Source organism: Arthrobacter sp. DNA4, assembly GCF_024362385.1.
Lineage (GTDB): Bacteria > Actinomycetota > Actinomycetes > Actinomycetales > Micrococcaceae > Arthrobacter.
This window is the reverse complement of record NZ_CP101466.1, coordinates 262,488-286,240: the sequence shown is the minus strand read 5'-3', so window position 1 is coordinate 286,240 and position 23,753 is coordinate 262,488. Positions and strand designations below refer to the sequence as shown.

16 protein-coding genes and 1 pseudogene are annotated in these 23,753 nt (G+C 67.3%); 4 read left to right on the top strand and 13 right to left on the bottom strand.

Going from position 1 to position 23,753, the window contains the following annotated elements; genetic code table 11:
• Positions 1 to 228: 228 nt before the first annotated feature.
• The 6 genes from NMQ03_RS01375 to lysS all read right to left on the bottom strand — a co-directional run bounded on the left by NMQ03_RS01375 (position 229) and on the right by lysS (position 8,114).
• A complete protein-coding gene (locus NMQ03_RS01375) occupies positions 229 to 738 on the bottom strand; it encodes an amino-acid N-acetyltransferase (protein ID WP_255174058.1) in 510 nt (169 codons plus the stop codon).
• 113 nt (positions 739 to 851) lie between these two features.
• Entirely contained in the window at positions 852 to 2,969 is a 2,118-nt protein-coding gene (locus NMQ03_RS01370; RefSeq protein WP_255174057.1) for a prolyl oligopeptidase family serine peptidase, read from the bottom strand.
• A gap of 118 nt (positions 2,970 to 3,087) precedes the next feature.
• On the bottom strand, positions 3,088 to 5,580 hold the full coding sequence (locus NMQ03_RS01365) for an ATP-dependent Clp protease ATP-binding subunit (protein ID WP_026264823.1): 2,493 nt from the start codon (positions 5,578 to 5,580) through the stop codon (positions 3,088 to 3,090).
• Between the two features lie 345 nt (positions 5,581 to 5,925).
• The gene (locus NMQ03_RS01360) at positions 5,926 to 6,258 is read right to left on the bottom strand and encodes an Lsr2 family protein (protein ID WP_255174056.1); all 333 of its coding nucleotides are present in this window, start codon (positions 6,256 to 6,258) and stop codon (positions 5,926 to 5,928) included.
• A gap of 138 nt (positions 6,259 to 6,396) precedes the next feature.
• Positions 6,397 to 6,573, bottom strand: a complete 177-nt coding sequence (locus NMQ03_RS01355) for a hypothetical protein (protein ID WP_255174055.1) — start codon at positions 6,571 to 6,573, stop codon at positions 6,397 to 6,399.
• 2 nt (positions 6,574 to 6,575) lie between these two features.
• Positions 6,576 to 8,114: a lysine--tRNA ligase gene (lysS, locus tag NMQ03_RS01350; RefSeq protein WP_159634312.1), complete on the bottom strand. Its 1,539-nt coding sequence runs from the start codon at positions 8,112 to 8,114 to the stop codon at positions 6,576 to 6,578.
• A 68-nt stretch (positions 8,115 to 8,182) separates the two neighbouring features.
• Between lysS and NMQ03_RS01345 the strand changes: the two genes are divergently transcribed.
• The gene (locus tag NMQ03_RS01345) at positions 8,183 to 9,097 is read left to right on the top strand and encodes an alpha/beta fold hydrolase (protein WP_255174054.1); all 915 of its coding nucleotides are present in this window, start codon (positions 8,183 to 8,185) and stop codon (positions 9,095 to 9,097) included.
• Here the strand turns inward: NMQ03_RS01345 and atzF are convergent.
• From atzF to NMQ03_RS01320, 5 genes and pseudogenes are all read right to left on the bottom strand, one after another.
• The gene (gene atzF / locus NMQ03_RS01340; RefSeq protein ID WP_255174053.1) at positions 9,075 to 10,934 is read right to left on the bottom strand and encodes an allophanate hydrolase; all 1,860 of its coding nucleotides are present in this window, start codon (positions 10,932 to 10,934) and stop codon (positions 9,075 to 9,077) included. The two genes, NMQ03_RS01345 and atzF, sit on opposite strands and share 23 nt — an antisense overlap.
• Positions 10,931 to 14,657: pseudogene (gene uca, locus NMQ03_RS01335) on the bottom strand (urea carboxylase). Before uca ends, atzF begins: the two are co-directional and overlap by 4 nt.
• Positions 14,654 to 15,325 (bottom strand): urea amidolyase associated protein UAAP2, encoded by a 672-nt coding sequence (locus NMQ03_RS01330; RefSeq protein WP_255174052.1) that lies wholly within the window; start codon positions 15,323 to 15,325, stop codon positions 14,654 to 14,656. The pseudogene uca and the gene NMQ03_RS01330 overlap by 4 nt, the downstream one beginning before the upstream one ends.
• Positions 15,322 to 16,197: an urea amidolyase associated protein UAAP1 gene (locus NMQ03_RS01325; protein ID WP_255174051.1), complete on the bottom strand. Its 876-nt coding sequence runs from the start codon at positions 16,195 to 16,197 to the stop codon at positions 15,322 to 15,324. Before NMQ03_RS01325 ends, NMQ03_RS01330 begins: the two co-directional genes overlap by 4 nt.
• Before the next feature lies 1 nt (position 16,198).
• Positions 16,199 to 17,749, bottom strand: a complete 1,551-nt coding sequence (locus tag NMQ03_RS01320) for an amino acid permease (RefSeq protein WP_255174050.1) — start codon at positions 17,747 to 17,749, stop codon at positions 16,199 to 16,201.
• 229 nt (positions 17,750 to 17,978) lie between these two features.
• Here NMQ03_RS01320 and NMQ03_RS01315 point away from each other — a divergent pair, with 229 nt between their 5' ends.
• Both NMQ03_RS01315 and NMQ03_RS01310 read left to right on the top strand, forming a co-directional pair.
• Complete coding sequence (locus NMQ03_RS01315) at positions 17,979 to 18,650, top strand: TetR/AcrR family transcriptional regulator (protein ID WP_255174049.1); 672 nt, start codon at positions 17,979 to 17,981, stop codon at positions 18,648 to 18,650.
• 51 nt (positions 18,651 to 18,701) lie between these two features.
• Positions 18,702 to 19,538 carry an alpha/beta fold hydrolase gene (locus NMQ03_RS01310; protein WP_255174048.1) on the top strand — a complete coding sequence of 279 codons (837 nt, stop codon included), beginning with the start codon at positions 18,702 to 18,704 and terminating at the stop codon, positions 19,536 to 19,538.
• 57 nt (positions 19,539 to 19,595) lie between these two features.
• On the opposite strand, the gene NMQ03_RS01305 is transcribed toward NMQ03_RS01310, so the two are convergent.
• Complete coding sequence (locus NMQ03_RS01305; protein ID WP_255174047.1) at positions 19,596 to 21,098, bottom strand: DHA2 family efflux MFS transporter permease subunit; 1,503 nt, start codon at positions 21,096 to 21,098, stop codon at positions 19,596 to 19,598.
• A gap of 130 nt (positions 21,099 to 21,228) precedes the next feature.
• On the bottom strand, positions 21,229 to 21,795 hold the full coding sequence (locus tag NMQ03_RS01300; RefSeq protein ID WP_056337507.1) for a type 1 glutamine amidotransferase domain-containing protein: 567 nt from the start codon (positions 21,793 to 21,795) through the stop codon (positions 21,229 to 21,231).
• Between the two features lie 363 nt (positions 21,796 to 22,158).
• On the opposite strand from NMQ03_RS01300, the gene NMQ03_RS01295 reads away from it, so the two are divergent.
• Positions 22,159 to 23,745, top strand: a complete 1,587-nt coding sequence (locus NMQ03_RS01295; RefSeq protein WP_255174046.1) for an HNH endonuclease signature motif containing protein — start codon at positions 22,159 to 22,161, stop codon at positions 23,743 to 23,745.
• Positions 23,746 to 23,753: the final 8 nt, after the last annotated feature.

The following is a 23,753-nucleotide window of genomic DNA, read 5'->3' as shown; positions in this document are numbered from 1 at the left end:
GCTCCTGAAGGATGTGTTTCCGACCCTACTACCGGGATCACAGGTGGCGGTAGGTTCCTCCGGCCCGGTTTTCAGTCAGCGTCCGCCCGCGACCGGTCCGGGACGCAGCAAAGGGACAGCCCCCAATGACTGTCCCTTTCCTGAGGCCCCCCACATATCGGCCTCCAATAGTTTATCCATCAATTCGAGTAAAACCAAGAGGGGTATGCCCTAGGTGGCCCCAGCGGACTATAGGGTGCGGATCATCCGGGTGTTGCCCAAGGTATTCGGCTTGACCCGTGCCAGGTCCAGGAATTCAGCCACGCCTTCGTCGTGCGAGCGGAGAAGCTCCGAATACACTTCGGGGTCCACCGCGGACTGGTCCGCCATCACTTCGAAGCCGTGACGCTTGAAGAAGTCCACCTCGAAGGTAAGGCAAAAGACCCGGGACACTCCGAGGGCGCGGGCTTCCTCCAGCAGGCTTTCCACCAGGACATGGCCCACGCCCTTGCCCCGCCATTGCCCGGACGCCGCGAGGGTGCGGATTTCGGCCAGGTCCTCCCACATGACGTGCAGCGCCCCGCAGCCGATCATTTCGCCGTCGCTGGATTCAGCGATGCGGAACTCCTGGAGGCTCTCGTAGTAGGCCACCGTCTCCTTCGCCATAAGGATGCGTTCCTCGGCCAGGGGCGCCACCAGCTTCTTGATGGCGGGGACGTCACTGGTGCGTGCTGGGCGGATGTGGAAGGAGTCGGTCACAAAGCCATCCTACGAGGCGAAGGAGGGTGGGACATTTACGTAGCTTCCGCCAAAGCGACGGAGGAGCAGCAAGCGGTAAATGTCCCACCCTCCGAGCCGCAGGAGCCGGGCGCTTAGATGCCCAGCTCGGGCGGCAGCTCGAGTTCCTGGCCCAGGACGTTCTTCGCCAGGAACCACTCCACCACCTGGTACCAGACCTTGGCGTGCTGCGGCTGGAGGACCCAGTGGTTTTCGTCCGGGAAGTAGAGGAACCTGTGCGGGGTCTGCCCGTCCTGGTCCGCCGCCAGCCGCGATTTGGACAGCAGCTCGTACCAGAGCCGCAGGCCCTCCCCGATGGGCACCCTGTAGTCCTTGTCGCCATGGATCACCAGCATGGGCGAACCGATCTTCTCCGCGTGCAGGTGCGGTGAATTCTCCAGCGCCATCTCCTCGGTCATTTCCTTCAGCCAGTACTGCGAGGCATCCGTGGTGGGTCCGAACTGGTCCAGCGCCCACAGGCTGGCGTGGGTGACCACGGCCTTGAACCGGTCCGTGTTGCCCGCCACCCAGTTGGCCATGTACCCGCCGAAGGATCCGCCCATCGCAGCAGTCCGGGCCTCATCGATGTCCGGACGCTCTACCGCCGCGTCCGTAACGGCCATGAGGTCGGTGAACGGCGCTTTGCCCCAGGCACCCCATCCGCGCTGGATGTAGGCCTGCCCGTAGCCCGTGGACAATGCAGGGTCCGGGAGCAGCACCGCGTAGCCCTTCGCCGTCAGGAGCCAGGGATTCCACCGCCACGTCCACGCGTTCCAGGACCCCAGGGGACCGCCGTGGATCCACAGCAGCATCGGCGCGGGCTCCTCTGCTGATGCACCCTCGGGCAGGGCAAGGTAGGCAGGAACCCGGGAACCGTCCGGAGCCGTGGCGGCGATCCGCTCCAGCCGGCCCGGGGGGGACGGCCGGTCGGCAGGGGCTGGAAGCCGGGTGGTTTCCCCTGTGGCCACGTCGATCCGCACTGCCTCGGGTGGGAATTCGTAGGAGCTGCGCAGGGCGTAGGCATAGCGCCCTTCCGGCGAAACAACGACGTCGGAGTAGGCCGCCGCGTCCTGCGTCACCCGGGCAACACCCACCTCAGCGGCAGCCGCGGGGACGCTGACCCGGAAAACCGGCGACGCGCCGTCGTCGTCCGCCGTGACCAGGAGGGCGGAACCGTCCGGAAGCCAGGCTGCCGGCTTGGGCCAGCGGTCCCAGTCATGGGCCAACGGTTGCAACCCGGCATCCCCGGCGCTGCCGGAGACGTCCAGGAGGTGCATCCTGACCTCGGGGGCCCGCTGCGGGGTGGAATCACTTTCGCTGACCACCACCAGCGTGTTGCCGTCGGGGCTGACCGGACCCGGGAAATAGCTCATGCCCTCCTGGTCCAGGAGCACCTTGAGGCTGCCCGATGCCACATCCACCGCCACCAGGACGGACCGGCTGTCCGCCTTGGCGAGGGGTTTGGTGTAGCTGCTGTAGACGGTCTTCCCGTCCGGGCTGACCACTGTCTCGGCTTCCCTCAGCCGCGGGCCGGCGTCGGGCGTGAGGTTGCGCAGGACCAGGGGAGCTGTGGCGTCAACGGTTGCGGGCTTGCCGGGCCCCTTGTCCGCCCCGGCTTCCACGGCGAAGATCCGCGGCTGGCCGGGACCCAGGTCGGCGTCCCAGTACCGGACCGGGTACTCGCTGTGCAGGATGGCGGAGACCTTCCTGTCCTTGCGGGACTTGCGCCGCTCGGCGTCGTCCTCCTCATCGGCTGACCCTGCCAGAACCTCAGCCGCCACGAATGCCGCATCAGCGTTCCTGGCGGTCATCACCTTACTGACGCCGCCGGGCCGGCTGAGGACTACGCGGGCTTCCCCACCGTCGGCCGGAAGGAGCCACAGTGCATTGACCGGTTCTTCGTCGGGGCTGTCCGGGTCGGGGCGCGCGGAGGTGAAGTAGACGTCGCCGTTCGCGGCGAAAGCCGCGCCCGCTTCGCCCTTGGCGCTGCGGGTGATGCGCCGGGCGTGCTTCTGCCCCGCCGGGTCCAGCTCCCACAGGGCGGTGGCAAACTCGGTGCTCTTGCCGTTCAGGGTGGCGACGGTGGTGACCAGGCGGGAGCCGTCCGGGCTCAGCGCCAGTCCGCTTACCCGCGGGATGGACAGGTAGTGGTCGAGGTCGTGGAAAGGAGTCAGTGGTTGCTCGTCCGGGATCACCGGATTCTGATTAGCCATGCCCCGATTCAACACGGTTTGTGGCCGCCGTCACAAACCCCAGACCACTGACGGGTACAGACGGCAAAACGAAAGCCCCGCCGCTCCTTGCGGAGTGGCGGGGCTTTGGCTATGGCGCCTAGACGCTCGGGGCGATTTCCGGGATGCGCGGCTTGGCGTTGCCGGCGAAGGTGAACTTCGCGTCGTCGCCTTCGCCTTCGACATCCACCACGACGATGTCGCCGGGGTGGATCTCGCCGAAGAGGATCTTCTCGGAGAGCTGGTCCTCGATCTCGCGCTGGATGGTGCGGCGCAGCGGCCGGGCCCCCATGGCGGGATCATAGCCGCGCGTTGCCAGGAGCACCTTGGCGGCCTTGGTGAGCTCGATGCCCATGTCCTTGTCCTTGAGGCGCTTCTCCAGGCGGGTCACGAACAGGTCCACGATCTCGATGATCTCGTCCTGGGTGAGCTGCGGGAACACCACGACGTCGTCAACACGGTTCAGGAACTCGGGGCGGAAGTGCTGCTTCAGTTCCTCCGTGACACGTGCACGCATGCGGTTGTAGCCGGTCTGCGTGTCGGTGCCGGACTGGAAGCCGGTGGCAACGCTCTTGGAGATGTCCCGGGTACCCAGGTTGGTGGTCATGATGATCACTGTGTTCTTGAAGTCCACCACTCGGCCCTGGGAGTCGGTCAGGCGGCCGTCTTCCAGGATCTGCAGCAGCGAGTTGAAGAGGTCCGCGTGGGCCTTTTCCACTTCGTCGAACAGCACCACGGAGAACGGACGGCGGCGGACCTTCTCGGTCAGCTGGCCACCCTCTTCGTAGCCCACGTAGCCCGGAGGGGCACCGAAGAGCCGCGAAACGGTGTGCTTCTCGGAGTACTCGGACATGTCCAGGGTGATGAGGGCGTCCTCTTCACCGAACAGGAACTCCGCGAGTGCCTTGGCGAGCTCGGTCTTGCCGACGCCGGTGGGGCCGGCGAAGATGAATGAGCCACCGGGACGCTTGGGGTCCTTGAGTCCTGCACGGGTGCGGCGGATGGCCTGGGACAGTGCCTTGATGGCCTCGTCCTGGCCCACCACACGCTTGTGCAGTTCCTCTTCCATCTTGAGCAGGCGCGAGGATTCTTCCTCGGTCAGCTTGAAGACGGGGATGCCGGTGGAGTTGGCCAGCACCTCAGCGATGAGATCCTCATCCACCTCGGAGATGTCGTCCATGCCGCCGGACTTCCAGTGGCGCTCCTTCTCGGCCCGCTCGGAGATCATCTTCTGCTCCTTGTCGCGGAGCGAAGCTGCACCTTCGAAGTCCTGGGCGTCGATGGCGGATTCCTTCTCCATCTTCAGCTTGGCGATGCGCTCGTCCATGGCCTTGAGCTCCGGCGGAGCGGTCATGCGGCGGATGCGCAGGCGTGCACCGGCTTCGTCGATCAGGTCGATCGCCTTGTCCGGCAGGAAGCGGTCCGAGATGTAGCGCTCGGCCAGGCTGGCAGCGGAGGCCAGGGCGCCGTCGGTGATGGTGACGCGGTGGTGTGCCTCGTACCGGTCGCGCAGGCCCTTGAGGATCTCGATGGCGTGCGCCACGGAGGGTTCCTTGACCTGGATCGGCTGGAAGCGGCGCTCCAGCGCGGCGTCCTTCTCGATGTGCTTGCGGTACTCATCCAGCGTGGTGGCACCGATGGTCTGCAGCTCGCCGCGGGCCAGCATGGGCTTCAGGATCGAGGCTGCGTCAATGGCGCCTTCGGCGGCACCGGCACCCACCAGGGTGTGGATCTCGTCGATGAACAGGATGATGTCGCCGCGGGTGCGGATCTCCTTGAGGACCTTCTTCAGGCGCTCTTCGAAGTCACCGCGGTAGCGGGAGCCTGCCACCAGGGAGCCGAGGTCCAGGGTGTACAGCTGCTTGTCGCGGATGGTCTCCGGGACGTCGCCGCGCACGATCGCCTGGGCCAGGCCCTCGACGACGGCGGTCTTGCCGACACCGGGCTCGCCGATGAGGACCGGGTTGTTCTTGGTGCGGCGGGAAAGGACCTGCATGACGCGTTCCATTTCCTGCTCGCGCCCGATGACCGGGTCCAGCTTGTTCTCGCGCGCAGCCTGGGTCAGGTTGCGGCCGAACTGGTCCAGGACCACGGACCCGGCAGGGGCGCCCTCAGGCTGTCCGCCGCCGACGCCTGCGCCGGTGGTTTCCTTGCCCTGGTAGCCGGAGAGGAGCTGGATGACCTGCTGGCGGACCCGGTTGAGGTCGGCGCCGAGCTTGACCAGAACCTGGGCGGCAACGCCTTCACCTTCACGGATCAGGCCGAGCAGGATGTGCTCCGTGCCGATGTAGTTGTGGCCCAGCTGGAGGGCTTCGCGCAGCGAGAGCTCCAGTACCTTCTTGGCACGGGGGGTGAAGGGGATGTGGCCGGAGGGGGCCTGCTGGCCCTGTCCGATGATCTCCTGCACCTGCTCGCGAACGCCGTCGAGCGAAATGCTCAAAGACTCAAGAGCTTTGGCGGCAACGCCCTCACCCTCATGGATCAGACCCAAGAGGATGTGTTCGGTACCGATGTAATTGTGGTTCAGCATGCGTGCCTCTTCTTGGGCAAGCACAACTACGCGACGGGCACGGTCCGTAAATCGCTCAAACATTTCGCCACACTCCTAGCTACGACGTACTTTGATGCTACGTGGCCGCCCCTGAGTTGTGGAGCGTGTTCGCCACAGGGGAAACCGTGCCCCTTGCGGGAATAACGTTGCGGGCAGCCGCAGCGCGGCGCTCTGGACGGGGAAGGCGGGGGAGCAGCCGGCCCTGGCGCCCGGAAGGGACCCGGCAAAACCCTTCAATCCGGCCAGCTGCCAAGAGGCCGCGGCATCGTCCCAATTGAGTCAAATGGGCAACGGCAGACACCGCCAGTAGCAGCAATATCGGCAAATTGAAAAACCCCGCCCCGCCTGTCGGCGGTAAGCGGGGTCTCGGTGGAGCTAAAGGCGGTGCTAGGAATTTGCCTTCTGGTAGGCTTCCTGGATTTCGGCCTGAATTCGGCCGCGGCTGTTAACGGTGTACCCGTTATCCCGCGCCCATTGCCGGATTTGCGCCGAATCGTGGCTGCGGCCCCCTGTTGGCGCCTTGGTCCGCTGCGCCCGGCTTCCACCGGAAGCCTTGCGTGCAGCGTTGATGAACCTCTCCAATGAAGACCGGAGTTCAGCGGCATTGGCTGCCGACAGGTCAATCTCGTAGCTGGCCCCGTCGAGGCCAAACTTCACATTCTCGTCTGCGGATCCCCCATCCAAATCATCAACGAGGATGATGTTTACTTTCTGTGCCATTAAAGGTCTTCCTCTTGCTGGAAAGTTCGGTTTTCAGAAAAGCAGGATGTTTCCCAAAAAAGTATGACTCTTATCTTGGCAACGCGTCAAAGCGCCTAATGGTTCCTTGGGGATAAAACCGGAAAGTAGGGGGTTTATCTATTTGGATTCCGAACCCGGACGGTCCGTAGGCTGAACCGGGAGGCCGTCCGCTTCGGCCTGGGCGCGGGCTTCCGCCTGCCGCTCGGCCTTGTCGGCGTTAAAAATCGCCTTCATGGCGAACCAGAACAGCAGTCCCACCACGAGGGAGGGAAGAATCACTGCAACGTATTCCATGATCAGTGCCCTTCGGGCTTCAGCAGGGGGAACAGGATGGTTTCGCGGATGCCGGCTCCGGTGAAGAGCATCACCAGCCGGTCGATGCCCAGGCCAATGCCGCCCATGGGAGGAGCGCCATATTCCAGGGCACGCAGGAAGTCCTCGTCAAGCTGCATTGCCTCGACGTCGCCGGCAGCCGCGTGCAGGGACTGTTCGGTGAGCCGTTCGCGCTGGATGACGGGGTCGATCAGTTCAGAGAAGGCGGTGCCGCGCTCCATGCCGCCGATGATCAGGTCCCAGGCCTCGATCAGACGGCCGTCCTCGCGGTGCGGGCGGGCCAGCGGCTGCGCGGACGGCGGGTAGTCGTAGACGAAGGTGGGGTTCAGGAGGGTGGGCTCCACGATTTCACCGAAGAGCTCCACTGCCAGCTTCTCGGCGTCCCACTTGGGGTCAACCTTGACCTCGTGCTTGGCTGCGATTTCCCGAAGCACCTCAGCGGAAGTGTCCGGCGTGATCTCCTGCCCAACGGCGTCGGAAAGTCCGGGGTAGACGGCCAGCCAGGTCCACTCGCCGTCGAGGTTGATCTCCCCCGCCTCGGTCTGCAGGACGCGTCCGGCACCCACGGCGTCCGCGGCGTCGAGGATGATTTCCTTGATCCGCTCGGCCATGACGAACTGGTCCGCCCAGGCCTCGTAGCACTCAAGGGTGGTGAATTCCGGGCTGTGCGTGGAGTCGACGCCCTCGTTGCGGAACACGCGGCCCATGTCGTAGACGCGGTCGATCCCGCCCACCACGGCGCGCTTGAGGTACAGCTCGGTGGCGATGCGGAGGGTCATCTTCTGGTCGAAGGCGTTCATGTGGGTCTCGAACGGACGCGCCAGGGCGCCGCCGTGGACCAGGTTCAGGATGGGCGTTTCCACTTCCACGTAGCGGTGCCGGAACAGCGTTTCGCGGATGGAGCGGGTGATGGCGGCTCGGGTGTAGACCATCTCGCGGGCCTCGTCCCGGACCATCAGGTCAACGTAGCGCTGGCGGACGCGGGTTTCCTCGTTCAGTTCCGCGTGCAGGACGGGCAGCGGGCGCAGTGCCTTGGAGGCCATGGACCAGGACTCGGCCATGATGGACAGTTCGCCGCGGCGGGACGAGATGACCTCGCCCTTGATGAAGACGTGGTCGCCCAGGTCAACCAGGGCCTTCCAGTCGGCAAGCGCTTCCTCGCCCACGTTGGCCAGGCTCAGCATGGCCTGCAGGCGCGTTCCCTTGCCGTCGGTGCCGCCTTCCTGCAGGGTGGCGAAGCAGAGCTTTCCGGTGTTGCGGACAAAGACCACCCGGCCGGTGACGCCCACGATGTCGCCGGTGGTGTCGTCCGCCTCGAGGTGGGCGTACTTTTCCCGGATTTCGGCGAGGGAGTGCGTGCGTTCCACTCCCACGGGGTACGCCTCCGTGCCGCGCTCAAGAAGTTTGGCGCGCTTTTCCATGCGGATCCGCATCTGCTCGCTGGCGTCGATGGGCTCTTGGGCATTCTTGGGCGCGGGGGTGTTTTGGGAAGTCACAATCATCAAGTTTACCGGGCATTGGCTGCCCCGACTTTCAGCTCCTGCGCAGGCTTGCGCCCTAGGATGGGCGGGTGAAAGAACGGGAACTTCCAACGCACGACGGCGGCAGGCTGGCTTTGTACAGCTACGGCGCCGGGGATGCGCCCGGCGAAAAGCGGGTACTGCTGATCGGTGGCGCGTTCCTCACGGCCCTGATTTACCGGCCGTTCTCAATTGCGCTGGCGAACGGCCTGGGCGACGGCTGGGCTGTTGACGTGTACGACCGGCGGGGCCGGGGCAACTCGTCCGGACAGCCCGCGGACTACTCCATGGCCACCGAAATCGAGGATGTCCGGACTGTGCTCAAAGCCACCGGAGCCCGGAATATCCTGGGCCACAGCCTGGGTGGATCGGTGGCCCTGAACGCCGTCCAGGAGTTCACCGGGACCGGGTTCGTCCCTGACAAGCTCGCCGTGTACGACGCGGCGGTGAACATCGACGGCAGCATCGACACCGCATGGCTGGACGGATTCGAGGACGCCGTGAACAACGGCAGGGTGGGTCACGCGCTGGCGCACATGAAGAGGGCCACCAGCCCGGGCTCAGCCATGGCAAGGATCCCCGAACCGGTCCTGACCGGCCTGATGGCGGTGTTGTCGCGGACCAAGGTCAACAGGATGTTCCAGCAGGTCATGCCCAGCGGCGTGGGAGAGCTGAGGGCGGCGTACGACGAAAAGGACCACGCCAGGGACTTCAGCGTGCTGCCCGCCGGAACCCACTTCATGGCGGGGGGAAAGAGTCCCGGCTATTACAGGGTGACGGCGGAACGGCTCCACGCAGCAGTGCCGGGGAGCACCTACCAGCTGTCCCCCAAGTGCTTCCACGGCTCCATTCCAGCGGCCGTGAAGGAACTGGTGAAGGACATCTCGGCGTACTTCAAGGATGAAGGTCCGGACGGGAACCCCCGCCCGGACGCTCCTGAGGCTATCCCCGTTCGCCGCGGCTGAACCCGGCGAGCGCAGCCTCGCCGAGGTCCCGCCATACCGTCCGCGGCGTCGGTGCAACACTGCGGTCGGCCAGCCAGTCGCCCCAGGCGGTGATGTCCTCCCCGCGTTCAGCGGCAACGGCGTCGCAGGCGAATCCGACGGCGGTGGACCCATCCGCGAGCTGGATGGAGCCGAGCAGCATGGGTTCGGGGAGGGACGCCAGGAACGTCCCCAGGGCGGCCGGGGACAGCAGCCACCGTTCCCCCACGAGTTCGGCGCCGTCGTCGGACCGGTAGACGCCCGGCTTGGGCGGCGCTGTATCCAGCGACACCATCCGGTAGCGTGCAGCCGTCCGGACCGGGCCGTCCCAGAACGCGCCTCGTTCTTCCAGCTGCTGCGCCAGCGGCTGCCCCTTCCGGTGCGCGCCGACCACCACCAGCGGCACGGCCGTTGCCCCCGCGGCCACCGGCCAGGGAACGGACGACGACGGCTGGTAGCTCCTGCGGTTGCCTCCGGCGGCGCCGCCCGGCACCGCCGCGGCGGCAAAGAGCGCAGGCGGGGCGGGGGTGGCTTCGATGCGGCGGGCGATGTCCGCGGCCACGGCGTCATCGAAGGTCCGGCCCACCACCGTGAGCCCGAACTGGGCGCCGTCCACCTCCCCGGCAGGGACTGCCACGGCACACAGGTCAAACAGGTTGCAGAAGTTGGTGTAGGTGCCCATCAAGGAGTTCACGCCCACCGGATCCGCTGCCACCTCGGCAAGCGTGGGGTGGAACGGCGCGGTGGGGATGAGCAGTGCGTCGAAGCCCTCGAGCCGGGCCATGGCCTTGGATTTCAGTTCCTGCAGCCGGGCGGTATCGGCCACGTACTGGTGCGCCGGCACTGTCCCGGCCGCCCGGATGATGCCGCCCACCGTGGGATCGATCCCAGCGTGGCTTTCCGTGCCGGCGTCGTAGTCCTCAAGGAAGCTCCCCACGGCGGCGTGGCGTTCGGCAACCAGCCCGCCGTCGTAAAGCAGCCGTGCAGCCTTGAGGAAGTCGTCGAATTCGATGGGGGCCATTTCCACACCGGAGGCCGTGAGACGGTCGACCTGCCGCCCAAACTCGGCAGCCCATGCCGGCGGAAGGGCCGGCAGGGTGGCCGGATACGCCACGCGCGGCCGTGATGGTGCAGCCAGCCGGACGTCCGCGGGCCAGGCCCGGGAGTTGCCGGCCATGGCACCCATGGCGAGCTCGGCGGTGACCAGCGTTCGGGCAAAGATGGTGATGGCGTCCCAGGACCGGCAGGCGGGAACCACGCCGGCCGTGGAAACGACGTCCAGCGTGGCCTTGATCCCAACAATGCCCTGCAGCCCGGCGGGGACGCGCCCGGAACCGGCCGTGTCAGTCCCGATGGCGATGTCCACCAGTCCCAGTGCCACGGCCACGGCGGACCCGGAACTGGACCCGCCGGAGATGTGGTCCGGGCGGCGCGAGTCGCGGACGGCGCCATAAGGGCTCCGGGTGCCGACCAGCCCGGTGGCGAACTGGTCCAGGTTGGTGGCGCCCAGGACCAGCGCACCCGCGGAGCGGAGGCGGGCCACGGCTTCGGCGTCCTTGTCCGGGACGTACGCAAAGCCGGGGCAGGCCGCCGTGGTGGGGATGCCTGCCACGTCCGCATTGTTTTTCACGCCGAGCAGGAGCCCGGCGAGGGGGAGGTCCGCGCCGGCGGCCACTGCGGCGTCGATTGATGCGGCCTCGGCCAGGAGATCATCCCCGCCGCGCAGCGTGATCCAGATTTCGGGCCGGTCCACGGCTTCAAGGGCGGCGAGCGCTGCCTTAACGCGCCGGGTGGCGTTGCCGGTGATTCTGGTGCTCATACTGCTGCCTCTTCCAGTTCCAGCGTTTCCAGCCCTGCAGGCTCAGTGGTGGCGCCAAGGACCACCACTGCCTCGACGGCCACCACCTGCGAACCCGCGGTGGGCAGGACGCGGAGCACCACGCCGTCGCAGGGCGCTTCGAGGACTGTTTCCATCTTCATGGCCTCCAGGGACACCAGCGGCTGGCCTTTGACCACGTGGTCCCCAGCCGCAACGTCCACCTTCCAGACGCTGGCCGCGAAGGGGGCGGAGACCAGTGCGCCGTCGTCGGGAACGTCCACGTCGTCCACTACGGGAGTGACGGCGGCGGCGAGCGCCTCCGCCCGGTCGAACTCGCCGGCGTCGGCCCATGCCTGCCGTTCCACGGCGAAGGCGGCGCCCTGCTTTTCCCGGAACAGGTCGATTGACTCACGGTTTTCGGCCAGGAACGCCTCATGCTCGGCAAGGGAGAAGGTTCCCTCCTCGATCTCCACGCCACGGCCGCGACCGGCTGCCATGTCGGCCCGCAAGTCCAGGAGTTCCTCGGGGCTGACGGGGTACCAGGAGATCCGGTCGAAGAAGCGCAGCAGCCACGGCGACCCGGGTTCGAAGGGAGCGGAGTCCGCGTAGCGCGACCACACCTGGGTGGTGCGGCCCACGAACTGGTAGCCGCCGGGGCCCTCCATGCCGTAGATGCACATGTACGCCCCGCCGATGCCCACGGCGTTCTCCGGGGTCCAGGTGCGGGCCGGGTTGTACTTGGTGGTGACCAGCCGGTGCCGCGGGTCCAGCGGAGTGGCCACCGGCGCGCCAAGGTATACGTCGCCCAGTCCCAGGACCAGGTACTCGGCGTTGAAGACGGTGTCGAAAACGTCGTTGACCGAATCCAGGCCGTTGATCCGGCGGATGAATTCGATGTTCCACGGGCACCACGGAGCGTCGTCCCGGACGCCTGCCATATACCGCTCAATGGCCTCGCGGGTAGCAGGATCATCCCAGGACAGCGGCAGCCGGACCGTACGGCTGGGAACCACAAGTTCGGAGCTCGCCGGCAGGGCGGCCTCAATCTCCTGGACCAGGTCCAGCAGCCGGGTGGTGGACAGGACGGACGGGTCCACCTTGATCTGCAGGGAGCGGATACCCGGGGTGAGGTCCACGATGCCGGGCACGCGAAGCGCCTCTATGTGCTGGTGCAGGGCGTGGACGCGGGCGCGCAGGCCAAGGTCCAGGACCATCTCGCCGTATTCGACCAGCAGGTTGTCGTCTCCTGACCGGCGGTAGGTGACCGCGGGCCGGCCGGAACCTTCCGGCACCCGGCCCAGCACGCCGTCGTCGCCATCCCCGCGTACGGGGCGCGGGACGGCGCGGCCGACCACCTGAGCTGGCGTGGACGGGTTCGCTGGCCAGTCAGCGCCGCCGGGGAGGACGAGCTGGCGGCCCGGACCCAGGTCCTTGGCCGACGGCGCCCGGCCGGCTTCGATGGGCACGAACCGGACTTTGTCTCCGGGCCGGAGCTGGCCGAGCTTCCAGCGTTCGGCCGTCACCACGGTGACAGGGCAGACGAAGCCGCCCAGGCTGGGGCCGTCCGGGCCGAGCAGGATGGGGGTGTCGCCGGTGAAGTCCAGGGCGCCCACGGAGTAGGCGGTGTCGTGGATGTTGGACGGGTGCAGGCCTGCCTCGCCGCCGTCGCTCCGGGCCCAGCGGGGCTTGGGGCCGATCAGCCGGACGCCGGTGCGGGCGGAGTTGAAGTGCACTTCGTACTCCGCGGCATACAGCTCGTCGATGTCTTCGCGCTGGAAGAATTCGGGGGCACCGTGAGGGCCTTCGGCCACGGCCAGTTCCCAGGTGGAGGTGAGGGCCGGACGGCTGTCCAGGGGCACCGCAGTTTCGGTGCCGTGACCCGCGGGGCCCTTGACCGCGCGGAGCACATCGCCCGCGCGCAGGACCCGCCCTGCGTGGCCGCCGAACTGGCCCAAGGTGAAGGTGGACGCACTGCCCAGGTACTGCGGGATGTCCAGGCCGCCCTGGAACAGGATGTAGCCGCGCAGGCCGTTCCCGGTGGCCGTGCCGGCGTCGAGCGTTCCACCCGCGGGCACCGTGACCGGGGTCCAGGCGGGCACCTCTGCCCCGTCAACCGTCACCGTCACGTCCGCCCCGGTGACGCAGATGGTGGTGGCGTGGGTGAAGGTCAGGCTGGGGCCGGTCATGGTGAACTCCAGGCCCGGCGCGCCCTCCGGATTGCCCAGGGCGGTGTTGCCCAGGCGGAAGGACAGGTCATCCATGGGGCCGCTGGGCGGGACACCGATCTGCCAGAGGCCGGTGCGGCCGGGCCAGTCCTGCACGCTGGTCTGCAGGCCGGGGCGGTTCACGGTGACGCGCGGCTCCGGGTCACCAACGCTGTCAAGGGTGCTGGTGGAGTGCCCCACGCTGCGGACCACGTCCATGCCGCTGACCGCCCGGAGCAGCCCTAAGTTGGTCTCGATGCCGTCGATCCGGGTGTTCTCCAGGGCTGCGGCGAGCCGGTCGAAGGCCTCGGCGCGGCTTGCGCCGGAGGTGATGATCTTGCCCAGGAGGGGATCGTAATTGGTGGAAACGTCGGTGCCGGTTTCCACCCAGGCGTCCACCCGCGCTGCTCCTGCCGCGGGGAAGGCGGCGTTGGTGACGGTTCCGGCGCTGGGCTGGAACCCGCGGGCCGGGTCCTCCGCGTAGACGCGGGCTTCCACGGCGTGGCCGGATACCGGCAGCGCGGCCGGCACGTTGTCCAGGACAGCCCGCGCTGCGTTCCCGCCCTGGGCCAGGCGGAGCATCCATTCCACCAGGTCCACGCCGGTGACGGCCTCGGTCACGGGGTGCTCCACCTGGAGGCGGGCGTTGACTTCCAGGAAGGAGGCTTCCTGGCGGGCAGAATCGTAGACGAACTCCACGGTGCCGGCGGAGCGGTAGTTAAGGGAAGCGCAGAGGGCCCGGGAGGTGCGGTGCAGTTCCGCACGGAGTTCGCCGGGCAGGTCCGGTGCCGGAGCTTCCTCCAGGACTTTCTGGTGGCGGCGCTGCAGCGAGCAGTCGCGGTCGCCAAGGCTGACCACGCGGCCTTCGCCGTCGCCGAAGACCTGGACCTCGATATGCCGGGCGTTTTCGACGTACCGTTCGGCGAAGACGCCGCGGTTCCGAAGCTGGCGCTACCAGGCGGGCCACGCGGGGGAAGCTTTCAGCGAGCTCGGTTTCGGACCGGCATACGGTCATGCCGATGCCGCCGCCTCCGCCGGTGGCCTTGAGCATGAGCGGGAAACCGATCGTCCTGCCGGCTTCGACGGCGGCGTCCACATTCTCCAGCAGCCCGGAACCGGCGATCATGGGCACCTCGGCCGCCCGGGCGGCGTCGCGCGCTGTGTGCTTGGTGCCGAAGATCCGCAGTTGCTCAGGGGTGGGACCCACGAACACCAGGCCCGCTGCCTCCACGGCCTCAGCGAAGGCCGCGTCCTCCGACAGGAAGCCGTAGCCGGGGTGGATGGCGCCGGCGCCGGTTGCCTTCGCTGCGTCCAGGATCGCGTCGACGCGGAGGTAGGACTCCTTGGCGGGGGCGGGGCCCAGGAGCACTGCCTCGTCGGCGAGCCGCACGTGCTTGGCGCCGCGGTCCGCCTCGGAGAAGACCGCCACGGTACGCAGGCCCAGCTTCTTCGCGGATTCGATGATTCGGCAGGCGATTTCGCCGCGGTTGGCGATCAGGAGGGTGTCGAAGTTGTTCACTTGGCTGCCTCCGGCCGGGTGACGATCATGCGGACGGGGGTGGGGTTGAAGCCGTTGCAGGGGTTGTTGACCTGCGGGCAGTTGGAGACCAGCACCAGGGTGTCCACCTCGGCCTTCAGGGCTACGCGCTTGCCGGGGGCGGAGAGTCCGTCGACGATGCCCAGGGCGCCGTCCGGGTCCACGGGGACGTTCATGAACCAGTTGATGTTGGAGACAAGGTCACGCTTGCCGAGGCCCCAGCGGGAGCCCTCAATCAGGAAGTTCTCCACGCAGGCGTGCTGTTCGCGGGTGTGCTGGCCGTACCGGAGGGTGTTGGATTCCTGCGAGCAGGCGCCGCCGATGGTGTCGTGCACGCCCACTTCGTCCGCTACAACGGTCATCAGGGCGGCGCCAGTGTCTGCCCGCAGGACAGAGCCGGTGGTGAGGACGATCGACTGCTGCGCGGCGATCGTGGTGGCGGCGGAGTACCGCACGGCGGTGTCGGCCGCGGCGTACAGCAGGCAGTCCACGGCCTGGTTGCCTTCCAGGTCCACGATGGTCAGCACGTCTCCGGCCGCCACCACGGCCGACCAGGGACCCCGGGCCTCGACGAATTCATCCAGGATCACGGTGCCGGCAGCGAGGGCGGTGTGGGCAGCGTCCGGGCGGGTATCAATGACGGTGTTCATCGGGCGTTCCTTGCGGTGAGGTCGTGTTCGGTGTTGCGGAGGGCCTGCAGGTGTTCCGGGCTGAGCGGGCCAGACAGGCTGCCTGCCGCCAGCGCGTCCAGGTCCTGCGGGGCGTGCCAGGCGAGGATGTCGACGGCGGTCCCGGTGAAATCCGGGCGGGGATCCAGCGGGTGGGCGGTGTTGGCGAGCACCAGCACCGCGTCCATCTGGAGAAGGAGTTCGACGGCGGCGCCCGGCCCGGCGCTGCCGGTGAAGGTGATGCTTCCGGCCGGGTCAACGGTGATGCCCTTGAAGAGCGAGAGCGACGGCGCCACGTCCCGGGTGCCCAGGCCGTTCTTGAGGGCGCCCAGGGTCAGCAGTTCGCGGGCGGCCGGTGAGGCGCTGTGGACGGTCCCGGCCCCGTACTTGGCCGTGTTGCCTGCCAGGGTGGTGGCGCCGGTCAGGGCGTCGTGCCGGCTGGAGGTGTCCGCGACGATGGTGGCCATCAGGCGGCCTGCGTCGGACAGCAGCGGGTGGCCGGTGGCGGGGTAGGCCTGCCACGGGACCTTGACGGTATCGGCGATGTTGAGGCGTTCGTGCAGGGCCCCGGTCCGGTACAGAAGGGTGTGTACGCATGCATCGCCGGCGGTATCGGTGATCCGGACCCGGGTGCCGCGGGCCAGCACCATGGTGGTGTAGCGGCCAAAGGCGAGGGACTCCGCCCAAACGGGGGACGCGCCGTCGGGCATTCCGGCCAGCAGGCGGGCCGGCGCCGAAGCTGCCGGGACGAAGCGCATGCTCTCCGCGGTCTTGCCGTGCTGTTCCCGGGCGTGGGCGCGGGCGCCGGCAGTGGTTGCGGTACCGGCAACTGGTGTTTCGATGGTCTGTGTCATGTCAGTCCTGTAGGTCGTGGAATGTTGTGCGGGATCCGGGATTGGCCGCTCCGGCCTTCGCGGCGAGGTTCCGGCCGCGGACCCAGAGGCCCAGGAGCAGGACGGCCGTGACCATCAGCGGCGCGGACCAGAGGAGGAGCCCGTTTTCACCGGAAGGGTCGTAGACCTCAGGCCGCGGCCAGGCGAGGTTGACCACCATGACTGCGCCGTAGAGCACTGCGAGGATGTTGACCGGCAGGCCCCAGCGGCCCAGTGAGAAGAGGCCCGCGGGCATGGCCTGTCCCACCCGGTCCCAGTCGCCGCGGAGGCGGTTGATGAGCTGCGGGACGGTGACCAGGAGGTAGGCGAGGTACACCATCACGATGCAGACGCTGCAGAGGGTGGTGAACAGGGCGGCGTTGCCTACGTTGATGGCGAGCACGCCCACTGCCAGGGCGCCGATCACGATCGAGGGCCACATGGGGGTGCCGCGGGTGGGGTGCACGGAGGAAAGGAGGCGCGACGCCGGGAGCTTGCCGTCGCGGGCCATGGAGAACACCAGGCGGGAACCTGCAGTCTGGATTGCCAGGGTGCAGACGAAGATGGCGATGGCCACGTCCACCAGCAGGACCTTGCCCCAGAAGGTGCCCAGGACGGCGGTGAGGACGTAGGGCAGGCCTTCGGTGGCGAGGCGGCCGTCGTCCAGGCTGGGGGCGGCCATCAGGGCGGTGATGATCATCAGTGCGCCGCCGAGGCCGGAGATGAGCAGGGCGGAGAGGATGGTCCGTGGGGCGGTGCGGCGCGGGTCCTTGGTTTCCTCGGACAGCTCGCCGGCGGAGTTGAAGCCCACCATGACGTAGGCGGCCATGAGTCCGGAGACCAGGAAGGCTCCCACGGCGCCGAGGTCCGATCCCTGCAGCACCGTGGTGTCCGCAACGACGTCCGGTCCGCGCTGGGCGGCGCTGACGAGTGCCAGGATGACAGCCGCGACGCCGACGATTTCGCAGGTGACGCCCACGGAGTTCACGTGCGCCATCAGCTTCACGCCCAGCGAGTTGATGATGGTGGTGGCCACCAGGAGCACGGCACCCAGGACCACGGCGTTCGAAGCCCCGGTCACGGTGTTGAGGGCGGGGTCGCCGCCCACCACCTGGAAGCCGTCCCACAGCTGGGGCAGGACCACCTGCAGGGCGATGGCGGCGGCAGCGGCGGTGACCACCTGCGCGATGGCCATGAACCAGCCGGCGAACCAGCCCACGCCCTCTCCCCCGACGCGGCGCGCCCACTGGTACACGGCTCCGGAGAGCGGGTAGCGGGCTGCGAGTTCGGCGAAGTTCAGGGCCACCAGCAGCTGTCCCACCAGGACAACGGGCCAGGTCCAGAAAAACGCGGGTCCGGCAAAGGAATAGCCGAAGGCGAAGAGCTGGAAGATGGTGGTGAGGATGGAAACGAAGGAGAAGCCGGCGGCAAAGGAAGCGTAGCGGCCGAGCTTGCGGTGGAGGGTGGGCTGGTAGCCAAGGGACGTCAGGTCGGCATCGTCCTGGTGGACGGTGGGGAGGACGGTTGATGTCATCGGGAATCTCCGGGGCTGGAAAGGGTTCATGGGGGCAAAGCCTCCCGGCACCGCAGCGCTCGGCCGAAGGCTGCTGATTACCGGTCAATTGATAGTTTTCCAGTGGGATGTCCCCAAACAGTTTCGCCTCTGTAAAAGGCGGATAGACATCTTGTTTCGGCCAGATTTCCGTCCCCTCACCACGTCCGGGCGTCATTTCCGCCGCGCCCGGCAATGCAAGAATGGGGCCGTGACTTCAGCCGGACCGGGCCGCCCCCGCCACCAGCAGCCCTCGCGGCCAGGTGCCACCGCCCGCGAGGAAATACTCGACGCAGCGGCGGAGCTCTTCACCACGCAAGGCTTCGCCAGCACCTCCACCCGGTCCATTGCGGATGCCGTGGGAATCCGGCAGTCGTCCCTCTACCACCACTTCAAAACCAAGGACGACATCCTCGAGGACCTGCTGGAGGGGACGGTGTCCGGCGGCCTGACGTTCGCGCGCGCAGTGGCGGCCCTCCCTGCCGGGACCCCGGAAACCGATGGCCCGGCTGGGAGCCGGCTGCACGCCGTCGCACTTTATGACGGCACCCAGCTGTGCAATGCCCGGTGGAACCTTGGCGTCCTGTACCACCTGCCGGAGGTGCGGAGTACGCGCTTTGCCCGGTTCCTGAACGACCGGCAGGAGCTCCGGCACCTGTACGGTGAGCTGGGCGGCGGCCTGTCAGCCACCGCGGCGGGACCGGACGGCGGCGACTTCACCTTCCGCCTGGTCGAATCCCTGATCTACCTCCGGGCGGACGGGGCGGTTGGTCCGGACTCGCCTATGCAGGCGGCCGATGCCGGCCTGATCCTCTGCGGGCTGGGCGGGAAGCTGCCGGCCATCCGCGCTGCGAGCCGGTCCCTCATTGACCGGCTGGCCTGAGCCGACGGGTTCCGGGATGCCTGCAACCACTTGCTCGGCTAGGCTCGGAGCATGACGCGAGAGAACATCAGGACCCCCGACGGCGGCACGATTGAGCTCTTCTCCACCGGCGCGGAACTGGCGTCGGCCGGGTCCGGCGTCGTGGTGGTGCCGCCCTCCATGGTGACGGCCGCGGACTACACGAAGTTCGCCCAGAAGTTGAGCGCCGCCCTGGGCCGGCCGGTCCACACGTTCAACCGGCGCGGCCGCGGCTCGTCGTCGCCGCAGCCCGAGGACTACACGCTGGACGTGGACATCCGGGACTTGGACACGGTCATGAAGCACACCTCCAGCACGGACGTCTTTGGACACAGCTTCGGCGGAGCAGTTGCCCTGCACGCCGCGCGGACGCTCCCGGTGGAACGGCTCGCCGTCTACGATCCCGCAGTCTCCGTGAATGGCAGCGTCACTGCCAGCTGGATTGCCGAGTACGAACGCGCCATCGCCGCCGGCGACCATGACCGCGCCCTGGCCGTCATCCAGCGCGGCCTGGAAGCGGGCGGCTCCTTCTCCTCGCGCATGCCGCTCTCCATGCTGACCCTCGCCAACAAACTGACCGCGGGCACCACGGAAGGAAAGCAGCAGCGCGAGCTGATGCGTACCGGCGTCCGCGAAATCAAGGCCATCATTGCCGCGGACATGCCGGCCGAACCGTTCCAGGCACTGCCCCTGGAGACGCTGATCGTGGTGGGCGAAAAGAGCCCGGCCTACTTCGGCATCGCCTGCGGCCAGATCCACGACGTGCTCTCCGGCTCCAGCTACACCATCCTGCCCGGCTTCGGCCACGACGGCGCCATCAAGGCTCCGGACAAGCTGATCAAGGAACTGAGCGACTTCTTCTCCGGCTAAGTACTGCCGGTGCGGCGCTGGACTATTGTCCTTTGCCGGCCAGTGTTTCTCTGCTGGCTAATGTCCTGCGCCGTGGCCCGGGCCGGCACCTTCGGTCTTGCGCATCATCGCGGACAGGACGACGGCGGCAAAGGCTATGACGGTTGCCGTCATGAAGGCGGCACTCATCCCGGCGACGAGTCCCGACGCCGCACTCACCACAGCGAAGATGGACACCAGCAGCGCCGTGCCCGCCGCGCCGGCCACCTGCTGCGTGGTGCTCATGATCGCGGAACCGTGGGAGTAAAGGTGCGGCGGCAGCGGGTTCAGGCCCGTGGTGAAGGCTGGGGTGAACAGCAGCGCCAGGCCGAAACTCAGCGCCACGTGCAGGGTGATGATCCACCAAACCGCTGTGCCGGCGTCGAGCATTGAAAATTGCCAAAGGGCAACCACCATCAGGATGGAGCCGGTGACGGTGAGCGGCAGCGGGCCTACCTTGTCGAACGCACGGCCGATGACGGGGCCCAGCAGTCCCATGGCCAGGCCGCCGGGAAGCAGCGCCAGGCCGGTCTCGAGTGACCCCAGGCCGCGGACTTCCTGCAGGTAGAGCGGGAGCAGGATGACGCCGCCGAACAGCGCCATCATGGCCACCACCATCAGCAGGACCGAGACGGTGAACATCCGGAAGTTGAACGCGCGAAGATCCAGCAGCGGCGCGGCGGCCTTCTGGAGCCGGACCTGGCGCAGGACGAATATCGTGAGCGCTGCGACGCCGATGACAAGTGCCGCGACGGCACCGGCGCCGGGGCCCGCCTGGCCGCCGTGGCCACCGCCGATCTGGCTGAGCCCGTAGACCAGGCCGCCGAAAGCCGGGACGGTGAGGATTACGGACAGGAAGTCCAGCTTGCCCTTCTCCACCTCGCCCACGTTGGTGAGGTACTTGGCACCGATGGCCAGCGCGGCGAGGGCCACGGGCAGGACGAAGACGAACATGAAGCGCCAAGTGAAATGCTCAAGGATCAATCCGGAGACGGTGGGGCCCATGACCGGCGCCACCGAGATGGCGATGCTCACGTTTCCCATGACGGCGCCGCGCTTTGCCAGCGGTACCAGGGTGAGGATGGTGGTCATCAGCAGCGGCAGCATGATGGCGGTGCCGCCGGCCTGGACGATCCGCGCCAGGAGCAGGACCTCGAATCCGGGGGCCACCGCGGCCAGTGCTGTTCCGCCCGCGAACAGGCCCATGGCCAGCATGAAGACGGCCCGCGTGGAGAGGCGCTGGAGGATGAAGCCGGTGGTGGGAATGACCACGGCCATGGTGAGCATGAATCCGGTGGACAGCCACTGGACGGTGGGTGCATCCACCCGGAGGTCCACCATGAGCCGCTGCAGGGCAACATTCATGATGGTCTCGTTGAGGATCACCACGAACGTCGCCACCAGCAGCGTGCTGATGACGGTCACGGACTCCCGGGACATCTTCTCCGGGGCAGCGGGCAGGGTTCCTTGGCGGATTCCTTCGCCGAGTCCTTGGTCAGGGGCGGGTTGTCCGCTGGCGTTCGGAGAGACTTCGGTAGACATGGGTGTTCCCTCAGGGGTGTTTTAAGAGTGATGCGCGGTCGGCGCCGCTGCAGATTCCAACACTCTACCCGCTGGAGTAATTCCTCCGCATGGGTTCTTTTTACCCCTGAGGGAACATTAGGGATTTGCTTTAGGCGGTCTGCCCTGCGTGCTGGCCTTCGGAGATTTCTTCCACCAGCTTGTTGTTGAACGCCGGGAGGTCATCAGGGTTCCGGCTGGTCACCAGGCCCTGGTCAACCACCACTTCCTGGTCCGTCCAGTTGGCGCCCGCGTTCTTCAGGTCGGTTTCGAGCGTGAAGTAGGACGTGACATTCCTGCCCCGGATGACTCCGGCCTCGATGAGCAGCCACGGTCCATGGCAGATCGATGCCACGGGCTTGTGCTGCTCGAAGAAGCTCCGCGTGAAGCTCTGGGCGTCCTTGTCGACGCGAAGGTGGTCGGCGTTCACCACGCCACCCGGGAGTACCAGGGCGTCGAAGTCGGAGGCATTCGCTTCCGCGACGGTCAGGTCGACGTCGAAGGTGTCGCCCTTTTCCGTGCCGTTGTAGCCCTGCAGCTTGCCGCTCTTCGGCGCCACGAGGGTGGGCTCGCCGCCGGCGTCCTTCACTGCCTGCCAGGGACTGGTGAGCTCTACCTGCTCCACTCCGTCAGTCAGCAGGAATGCGACCTTCTTGCCTGCGATGCTGTGCTCTGACATTGTTCCTCCTCGCTGGAGTGGAGGCCTTTGGGCGCGCCGGGTCCCGCTCGAGAGTTGATTGCCTGACGCCTTCCAGCCTAGGAAAGAGAAAAGTAATAAGCAAGCTGACTATCTGATTCGGCTGCCCTGTATCCGGGCCAGCTGCTGCGCGCTGCGGCACCTGCGCTGCGCAGATGCCTTTCGCTCGAGGTATTAGGGGTACGGGAAGGAATTTGCGCTGCGGGAATGCGCACGACGGCGGCGCACGGGTTTTCGGGTCGAGGCGCCTGTGGGTGTGGGTGTGGTGTTCAACGGTTCGCGTTTGGCGTTCGGGCGGCCAAGGTTCCCGGCCTAAATGTCAGTGGGTCGATGGATGATGTCGGTATGGGAATCAGGGGCGGTGCTGGGGCGGCATTGGAGGGTGTTCGTGCCTCTGTTGCTGCCCTGGATGCGCTCACTCTTGAGGACCAGAAGCTTGACAATGCTGCAATGGCCGCCGCGGGTGCCGGTGTGGATGTGTTGCAGCGGCGGTATGAGATCCGGCTGGAAAGGCTCGAGGTTGCGGCCCGGCTGGAGGCGCACCTCGCCGCAGTCAAGGCCCGCGACGTTGCCGACGCCGTCGAGATCCAGCACGCACTGCTGGCCCCGGACGCCCCAGTGCATGAGCGGACCTATGCGGAGATGTCGGCCGTGGAGGAGATCGCCGGAGTGCTGACCGTCAGCTCCGCGGCAGCAGGGGCGTTGATGGAGCACTCACGCCGGATCTGCTCCCTGCCGCCCGTCATGAACGCCCTGGCCGCGGGCGCGATCTCGTGGCAGCACGCCCGCATCGTTGCGGACGAAACCGAAGGCCTCGCCGCTGAGGGCGCCCTGGCGTTGGTGGCGCATTTCTTCGACCCCGACGCACCCCACCCCGCCCGCGGCGCGGCCCCTGGTGACCTTGTTCCGTCGCGGTTCCGGGCCAAGGTCCGTGGCTGGCGGGAACGCCACCATCCGGAATCGATCGAGAAGCGCCATGTAAAAGGGGTAGCTGACCGGCGGATGGAATACACCCCCGACAAGAACGGCATGGCCTGGGTCTCCCTCTACCTCCCCGGGGACACCGCCTGCGCGATCTGGAACCGCACCACCGCCACCGCCCGCGGACTCCAAGGCCCCGACGAACCCCGCACCCTCACCCAACTCCGCCCCGACATCGCCGCATCACTGCTGCTGGGGGCTGGGAACACCACACAGACCGGGAATCCCTCGGCGGTCGGGCAGGTCCCTGCGCCGCGGGCCGATGTCCTGGTCATCGTGCCGGTGTTCTCGCTCCTCGGCCTCACCGACGAGGCCGCCGTACTGGATGGTTTCGGGCCGATCCCGGCATCCGTGGCACGGCGGCTGGTCGCGGACGGGGCGGACTCTTTCTACCGGGTCCTCGTCGACCCCCGCAACGGGGCAGCACTGGAAATCGGCCGCACACGTTACCGGCTCACCGAAACCATCAAACGCTGGATCAGGATGCGGGATGCCAAGTGCACCTTTCCCGGCTGCACCAACCGCACCCCCGACAACGACACCGACCACCTAAAAGCATGGGAACACGGCGGCACCACCAACGTCAGCAACCTCGCACAGCTCTGCCCCAAACACCACCGGCTCAAGCACCACAGCCCATGGACACCCGACCCCGCAACCGAAAACAATCCGCCCGGCTGGACCTCACCAACAGGCAGGCACTACAACGCCGAACAACAGGATGCCGAACCAACCCCCTGGCCACCAGGAACCTGGCCGCAATGGCCGCAGTGGGCCGTGCCCCGTGAATGCCGGTGCCTCGACCCGCACCCCGAAGACCTTCCGCAGTGGGAACCAGACGACGCCAGATACGTGGACCTCAACGACCTGCTTACCAGCGATCCAGTCTGGGCCGAATTCCTCGCCACCTCATTCGCCCTGTTCCCGGACGCCATAGGGGCCCGGCCGTAGGCTGTCAC

Coding starts and splice junctions, on each gene's coding strand:
- NMQ03_RS01370 (WP_255174057.1), bottom strand. CDS start 2,969: ATGGCTAATCAGAATCCGGTGATCCCGGACGAGCAACCACTGACTCCT.
- NMQ03_RS01365 (WP_026264823.1), bottom strand. CDS start 5,580: ATGTTTGAGCGATTTACGGACCGTGCCCGTCGCGTAGTTGTGCTTGCC.
- NMQ03_RS01360 (WP_255174056.1), bottom strand. CDS start 6,258: ATGGCACAGAAAGTAAACATCATCCTCGTTGATGATTTGGATGGGGGA.
- NMQ03_RS01355 (WP_255174055.1), bottom strand. CDS start 6,573: ATGGAATACGTTGCAGTGATTCTTCCCTCCCTCGTGGTGGGACTGCTG.
- lysS (WP_159634312.1), bottom strand. CDS start 8,114: ATGATTGTGACTTCCCAAAACACCCCCGCGCCCAAGAATGCCCAAGAG.
- atzF (WP_255174053.1), bottom strand. CDS start 10,934: ATGAGCACCAGAATCACCGGCAACGCCACCCGGCGCGTTAAGGCAGCG.
- NMQ03_RS01330 (WP_255174052.1), bottom strand. CDS start 15,325: ATGAACACCGTCATTGATACCCGCCCGGACGCTGCCCACACCGCCCTC.
- NMQ03_RS01325 (WP_255174051.1), bottom strand. CDS start 16,197: ATGACACAGACCATCGAAACACCAGTTGCCGGTACCGCAACCACTGCC.
- NMQ03_RS01320 (WP_255174050.1), bottom strand. CDS start 17,749: ATGACATCAACCGTCCTCCCCACCGTCCACCAGGACGATGCCGACCTG.
- NMQ03_RS01310 (WP_255174048.1), top strand. CDS start 18,702: ATGACGCGAGAGAACATCAGGACCCCCGACGGCGGCACGATTGAGCTC.
- NMQ03_RS01305 (WP_255174047.1), bottom strand. CDS start 21,098: ATGTCTACCGAAGTCTCTCCGAACGCCAGCGGACAACCCGCCCCTGAC.
- NMQ03_RS01300 (WP_056337507.1), bottom strand. CDS start 21,795: ATGTCAGAGCACAGCATCGCAGGCAAGAAGGTCGCATTCCTGCTGACT.
- NMQ03_RS01295 (WP_255174046.1), top strand. CDS start 22,159: ATGGGAATCAGGGGCGGTGCTGGGGCGGCATTGGAGGGTGTTCGTGCC.